Origin of the sequence: Sulfurimonas sp. (assembly GCF_032250635.1) — a bacterium.
Lineage (GTDB): Bacteria > Campylobacterota > Campylobacteria > Campylobacterales > Sulfurimonadaceae > Sulfurimonas.
Genome location: NZ_JAVVFL010000012.1, coordinates 1 through 7,369, shown reverse-complemented (window position 1 = coordinate 7,369; position 7,369 = coordinate 1). Strand labels below are relative to the sequence as shown.

Here is a 7,369-nt window from a genome sequence, read left to right as displayed (position 1 = left end):
GCTCATAACATTTTCAGTCTGTTATGCGAGTTTCTAGCTGTAAGTTTTACACACTTATAGAATTTGTACCAGTTTACGAAACGGTACATTCATATCAATCATAACTAAATTGTTTTTACAAACAAAAAAGGATAAATAAATGCAAACATTAAAACAATACTCAAATCATCTACTCCTACCTATTCTTTTCATGCTAACAGTTTTCATAGCTGGATGTGGCGGCGGCGGTGGCGGTACTACAATAACAGAAACAACGGAAGTCTCTGCTACTCCTGTAGTTCTATCTACAGCTCCTCTTAATGGTGACGACAATGTAACCCTTAACACAAACATTACCGCTCTCTTTAACAAAGAGCTTAATGCCTCTACTGTAAATGACACTACTTTTACGCTAAAAAGTGGTGCTACAGCAGTTGATGGTAATGTGAGTTATGCTAACAACGCAATAATTTTTAATCCTACTGCAGACCTTAATGTAAGCACTGAATATAATGCGACAATCACTACCGGGGTGACAGATTCAGAAGGTAATGCTTTAGCAGCTGACTATGTCTGGAGTTTTACAACAGGAACAACATCAGACTCTACTTCACCAACAGTTCTATCAACAGACCCTGATGATAATGAAACAGGCGTGCCGATGAACAGAAGTGTAAGTGCTCTCTTTAGCGAACCACTTGACCCTTCTACAGCAACTGCAGATACTTTTACTTTAACCAAGAACGGCGGTACAGCAGTTACAGGTATTATGAGCTATGAAAGCAATACAATAATTTTTAATCCTACTGTAGATCTTGATGCAAACAGTACGTATGATGCAAATATCACTACCGGAGTGACAGACTTAGCAGGCAATCCTTTAGCAGCTAAAACATGGAGTTTTACAACAGGAGATACTACAGAAAAAGTCCTGGCTCCGGTTAATCTCGGCACAGCTGGAAGTTTTGCAATCCTTTCCAAGACGGGAATATCAACCACTGGTACTACGGCGATTACAGGTGATATAGGTGTTAGTCCGGCCGCTCTAACTTATATAACAGGATTTTCTCAGACTCTTGTCGGGACATATGCGACATCACCTATGGTAACAGGAAAGATCTACGCAGCAGATATGCCAACTCCAACTCCAGCTAAAATGACGGCGGCGGTAAGCGACATGCAAATTGCATATGCTGATGCAGCAGGACGCACATTGCCTGATTTTACTGAATTAGGTGCTGGTGATGTAAGTGGTATGACACTGACTCCAGGTCTGTACAAGTGGGGAACAGGTCTTTTAATAACAAGTGCCGGCGTAACTATTTCTGGTAGTGCCACTGATGTTTGGATCTTCCAGATATCAGGAGATCTAACTGTAAATAATGGTGCTATTATTACTCTTGCCGGCGGCGCATTGGCTAAAAATATCTTCTGGCAAGTTGCAGGAGGCGCAGGTGTCTCTCTTGGAACAACATCGCAGTTTAAAGGTATAGCATTGGCAGCAAAGGGAATTTCTTTAAATACCGGCGCAACAACTAACGGTAGACTCCTGTCACAAACGGCAGTTACGCTAATTGCCAACACTGTTACACAGCCTTAATCAAAACTACACACTCTACAAAAAATTAACTCTTGAGGGCTTTCCCTCAGAGTTCTTCCATCAGACGCTTAAAATATCAACAAACTCATTGCCCTCTAACGCAGCTATTAGTTTGCTGTCCACCCTTATAGCCGAGTCTATTATCACGTTTTGAAGTTTTGAGATTATGGTGATTTTTAGCTCTCTGTTTCCCGGGTTTTGACGTACAAGTGTGTATAAATCTTCCAGAACCCTCATGTCGCTGTCCAGTCTTATGGCTAGGTTTATAGGCTCTTGAGGCATCTCTCGTACCTCTTTTTTCGTCTTCTGGGTCTCTTTTTTCGCCTCTTTTAGCGTCATAAGCTTACTTACGCCTATTCTTGTAAACATATCGGTGTGGGTAATTTTTGCTTTTATGGCTATTGGCTCGTTTAGGTTCATTTCTTGGAGTTGTTCAACCTTGTCAGAAAATAGCATCACCTCTATATTTCCGTGAAAATCCATAAGGCTTACAATGCCGAACTGGTTTCCTTTTTTGGATGTTTTTTTGGTTATCTCTTCGACTTTGCCTATGAAAATTGCGTAGGAGCCATCTTTTACCCCTTCAATCTCAGAGGAGAGCGTATAGTCAAGCTCATCTATCTTTTCTCTGTACTCATCAAGAGGATGTCCTGAGACGTAAAAGCCCAAGGTCTCCTTCTCAAACTCTAAAATCTCTTTAAGCTCGTACTCGGGCGAATTTGTAAGCTTTAGCTCAACGCTTGTTATCTCGCTATCGTCTCCAAAGAGGCTTCCGATGGCATTTTTTCTTGCCATTGAAGCATCTTTTGCGGTATCTACAATCTTCTCAATCTGGTCAAGCAGTGCCTTTCTTGAAAAGCCGAACCTGTCAAAACCGCCCGCTTTTATGATAGACTCTACGACTCTTTTGTTGACCTTTGAAGGCTCGATTTTGTTTACGAAATCTTGAAGCGATGTAAAATTACCGCTCTCTTTTCTGGTTTCAAGTATCGATAAAACTGCCGCTTCTCCGACTCCCTTGATGGCACCAAGACCAAAAAGTACAATCTCCCTTTCATCTTTTGTGATAGCGGAAAACTCCAGCTGTGAGTCACAGATGTCGGGAGGAGAGAGCTCAATGCCCATTCTCTTTGTCTCATCAATATAGCGCACGACTTTGTCGGTGTTGTCCTTGTCAGAGGTTAAAAGTGCCGCCATAAACTCGTTTGGATAGTAGGTTTTGAGCCATGCAGTCTGAAAGGTAATCATCGCATAAGCCGCAGAGTGCGATTTGTTAAAACCGTACCCCGCAAACTTCTCGATAAGGTCAAAGAGCTTAGAAGCTTCCGCGTAATCCAGTCCCTGCTTTTGCGCTCCACTTGCAAACTCGTCGTTATAGACGGACATATCTTTTTTCTTACCCATAGAACGGCGGATAATGTCTGAGTAGCCTAGAGAAAAACCGCCGACTGTTTGAACAATCTGCATGACCTGTTCTTGATAAACGATGACTCCGTAAGTGTTTTTAAGTATAGGCTCCATACTATCAAAAGTGTACTCTATCTTCTCACGCCCGTGCTTTCTCTCAATAAAGCTATCAAGCATTCCAGACTCCATCGGACCGGGACGGTAGAGTGCCAAAACCGCGATAAGGTCTTCAAAGCTGTCAGGTTTTAGACGCTTGTTCAAATCCTGCATACCAGAACTCTCTATCTGGAACATTCCCACTGTATTTCCGCCGCGAATCACGTCGTAAACTTTTGGATCGTTTTCGTCTATCTCATGCCAGACGACCTCTTTGTTGTAGCGAAATTTTATAAGTTTTATAGCATTGTAAATAACATCAAGGGTTTTAAGTCCGAGGAAGTCAAACTTGATTAAGTCAACGTCCTCAAGATAGTTAAGAGAGTATTGCGTGACAAACACATCCTCGCCCGAGGGCTTATAGATAGGTGTTTTTTTCCAAAGTTCCTCATTTGAGATAACCACGCCAGCGGCATGTATGCCCGAGTTGCGTTTAAGCCCTTCTAGCTTCTTTGCAAACTCCCAAACCCTAGCGGCATTTGCATCGCTGTCTATAAGCTCTTTTAACTTCGGCTCTTTTTGAAAAGCTCCAGCTATAAACTCTCCATTTTTGCTCTTTCCGTTGAGCGTTATTCCAAGCTCATCGGGAACAAGTTTTGCCATTTTATCGGCTTGGGAGAGCGGCATATCAAGAACGCGCGCAACATCGCGGATAACCCCTTTTGCCAGAAGTGAGCCGAAAGTAATAATCTGCGCAACTTGATTTCGTCCATACTTTTGAACAACATAATCAATCACTTCTCCGCGGCGAGCCTGCATAAAGTCCATATCTATATCGGGCATGCTTACACGCTCAGGGTTCAAAAATCTCTCAAAAAGCAGGTCATACTTCATAGGGTCGATGTCGGTAATCTCAAGTGAATACGCAACAAGACTTCCTGCCGCACTTCCTCGTCCGGGTCCTACAGCAATACCCATCTCTTTGGCAACTTTAACAAAGTCCCAAACAATTAGCATATAGCCGGGAAACTTCATGGAGTTGATTACGTTCATCTCAAATTTTAGCCTGTCTCTATACTCCTCATGTTTCTCCTGCGGCACATGTTTTAGTCGCTCTATAAGTCCGAGTTCACAGCGATATATAAAATACTCCGCATCATTTTTATCCGCCGCGCTCTTCCACGCTCGTTTTTCATCTTTTGTGGCATCTTCGGCTAAAGTAGCGTCATCTTCATAATCTATCTCCAGTCCGTCGTTTTTCGAGTACTCTTTAGTAAATTTAAAGTTAGGAGGAATCGGGTCGCCTAGTTTTAGCTCTAGGTTACACTTATCTACAATCTCCTGCGTATGTGTAATCGCCTCGGGAATATCTGCAAAAAGCCTTGCCATCTGCTGGGGAGATTTTAGGTAAAACTCGTGTACGGAGTGTCGCATGCGGTTTGGATCGTCATAGAGTTTATTCATCCCGATACACATAAACGCTTCATGGTACTGTGCATCGCCAGGGAATGTGTAGTGAGTGTCGTTTGTAGCCACCACTTTTATATCGAGCTCTTTTGAGAGACGAAGCACCTGCTCGTCAATGAAGAGCTGATCTCCTATGCCGTGACGCATAAGTTCAAGGTAAAAATCATCTCCAAAAATCTCTTTATACTCCAGCGCTACAGCTTTTGCGCCCTCATACCCTAAAGCACCGTTTTTTAAATTTTTCTCATTTGCCGTATTTAGATGCCAGTTTACTTCGCCTTGAAGGCATGCGCTTGTACAGACCAACCCTTCACTGTGCTCACGAAGCTCTTGTTTGTTTATGCGCGGGAAGTAGTAAAAGCCGTCTATAAAGGCTTTTGATGAGAGATACATAAGGTTTTCATAACCCTTTTGATCTTTTGCAAACAGACAGATATGAAAACGCTGTTTTGTGCTTTTGTCACCAAGCGTCTCACCATTATGTATATAACCCTCCATCCCGATGATGGGCTTTATACCGGCACTTCTCATCTGCTGGTAAAAATCAATAGCGCCGAACATATTGCCGTGGTCCGTCATAGCCACAGAGGTCATGCCAAGCTTTTTAACCTGAGATACTAAATTTGTAAGTTTATTTGCACCGTCTAGAAGTGAGTATTCGGTATGAAGATGTAAGTGTGTAAATGGTTGCGCGCTCATATAAATTTGCCTATAATTTTTAAATTTATTATAGTAAATTTGACTTAATTTTTAGTTATAAAACTTTTTTACTCTCTGTAGTTTGCATCTATGGCTTCATTTTTTTTCGCGGTTTCTATGATAAAATCTCTTAGTTTCGGATATTTTTTATTATAATTTTCACTCTTAAAATGTTTATGCGAGCTTTTGCGGACTCTATCTTTAGAGTTTACATGTTTTTCTTCCGCATTTAGATGAATATCTGAGAGCCTTACTCCCTCGGCATCAAGTATTTTTTCCCACTCTGCCGAACTATGCGTCTGAACAAAAATTCTACTGCTTAAGTGGCATACTCTACACTCTTTCAAATAGACCAACTGCCCTTTAAACGTAGATATCGCACCTAGTGAAAGAGGGAGTAAAAAAAGAAATCCAGGTAGTAAATAAGATATTTTTGCGCCCAAAATACTCTTATTTTTGATACTCATAAATCTCCTTTTAATTGCCTACAAAGACTATTTTACTTTTTCTAAGTATTCGCACTCTACTGTATTTACTCTGATTGTATCGCCCTCTAAAACATGGTAAGGCACCTGAACAACCGCGCCGGTTTCTAGCGTAGCAGGTTTTTTACTTCCGCTTGAAGTGTCGCCCTTGAAGTTTGGCGGTGTATCGGTAATAACAAGCTCCATTACTTCAGGAGCAGTCACAGAGATAGCTTTGTTTTTATAGAAGATAATATCGACGTTTATACCGTCTTTGAACCACTTTGAAGCGTCGTCGCACTGCTCATAGCTAAGACCCAACTGCTCGTAAGTTTCATTGTCCATAAACTGATACTGCTCGCCATCATCATAAAGATACTGCATAGTTTTGTATGTTATCTCTGGAACTTCAAACTTATCGCCAGCATGAACAGTTTTATCGACAACCTTGCCATTTAAAAAACTCTTAACCTTCATGCGCACAAACGCTGCACCTTTACCCGGCTTAACGTGTTGAAACTCTACCACTCTATATGGAACTTCGCCAATAATGAGACGAACACCTTTTTTAATATCACTCATACTTACAGTTGCCATTAAAACACCTTGAAAAATTTTTAAGTGATTTTATCCTAAGTGGACTTAATTTCTTTTGTTATAATGTCGAAAAATCTCTACACTTTAGGAACCGATTGCTTATGGAATTTACTTTAGAAGCCACCTCAAAAAATGCCCGCGCATGCACGATTAAAACTGCCCATTCAACCATAAAAACACCTGTTTTTATGCCCGTTGGAACCGTTGGAAGCGTAAAATCTCTTGACATGCAAGATGTCTTAGAGCTGCTGGGCGCAGAGATTATTTTAGCAAACACCTACCACATGTATCTTCGTCCCGGAGATGAGACGGTTGCTAAGATGGGCAAGCTTCACGGCTTTACGACCTACCCGAAAAGCTTTTTGACAGACAGCGGAGGTTTTCAGGCGTTTAGTCTTAGCGACATCTCCAAAGCTTCGCAAAACGGTATAGAGTTTCGCTCTCATATAGACGGAAGCAAGCACTTCTTCACGCCCAAAAAAGTTATAGACATTCAGCACAATCTAGGCTCTGATATTATGATGATTTTGGATGATTTGGTCGCACTTCCAGCAACTCAGGAGCGCATCGCTCTTAGCATTGAGAGAACGACTGCATGGGCAAAAGAGTCCGTTGAGTACTTTAGAGCAAAGCAAAAAGAGGGTGTCGGCTTGGAGCAAAATATCTTTGCCATTATCCAAGGTGGAACAGACAACGCATTTAGAACTAAGAGTGCGACTGAGCTTTGCGAGATGGATTTTGACGGTTTTGCCATAGGCGGATTGAGCGTAGGCGAGGCAAATCAGGACATGTACGATACGGTTGAACACACCGTGCAGTATATGCCTCGTGACAAACCAAGGTACCTTATGGGTGTTGGAACTCCCGAAGACCTCATAGAAAACATTGAGCGCGGCATCGACATGTTCGACTGCGTCATGCCAACTAGAAATGCAAGAAACGGAACGCTTTTTACCTCATTTGGAAGGCTGAACATTAAGGGTGCGGCATACAAAGAGGATTTATCACCGCTTGATCCAGAGTGCGAGTGTCTTACATGCAAAAGGTATAGCAGAGCTTA

Annotated in this window: 5 protein-coding genes; 2 read left to right on the top strand and 3 right to left on the bottom strand. The window is 42.0% G+C overall.

Going from position 1 to position 7,369, the window contains the following annotated elements:
• The first annotated feature begins 139 nt into the window (after window positions 1-139).
• Window positions 140-1,579: an ice-binding family protein gene (locus RQ763_RS01460; RefSeq protein WP_314150700.1), complete on the top strand. Its 1,440-nt coding sequence runs from the start codon at window positions 140-142 to the stop codon at window positions 1,577-1,579.
• Between the two features lie 60 nt (window positions 1,580-1,639).
• On the opposite strand, the gene dnaE is transcribed toward RQ763_RS01460, so the two are convergent.
• From dnaE to efp, 3 genes are all read right to left on the bottom strand, one after another.
• Complete coding sequence (gene dnaE / locus RQ763_RS01455; RefSeq protein WP_314150698.1) at window positions 1,640-5,248, bottom strand: DNA polymerase III subunit alpha; 3,609 nt, start codon at window positions 5,246-5,248, stop codon at window positions 1,640-1,642.
• A gap of 68 nt (window positions 5,249-5,316) precedes the next feature.
• Window positions 5,317-5,715 carry a hypothetical protein gene (locus tag RQ763_RS01450; protein WP_314150697.1) on the bottom strand — a complete coding sequence of 133 codons (399 nt, stop codon included), beginning with the start codon at window positions 5,713-5,715 and terminating at the stop codon, window positions 5,317-5,319.
• Window positions 5,716-5,742: 27 nt separating this feature from the next.
• A complete protein-coding gene (efp, locus tag RQ763_RS01445) occupies window positions 5,743-6,309 on the bottom strand; it encodes an elongation factor P (protein WP_314150695.1) in 567 nt (188 codons plus the stop codon).
• A 101-nt stretch (window positions 6,310-6,410) separates the two neighbouring features.
• On the opposite strand from efp, the gene tgt reads away from it, so the two are divergent.
• A partial coding sequence (gene tgt, locus RQ763_RS01440; RefSeq protein ID WP_314150694.1) for a tRNA guanosine(34) transglycosylase Tgt occupies window positions 6,411-7,369 on the top strand: 959 nt, incomplete at its 3' end.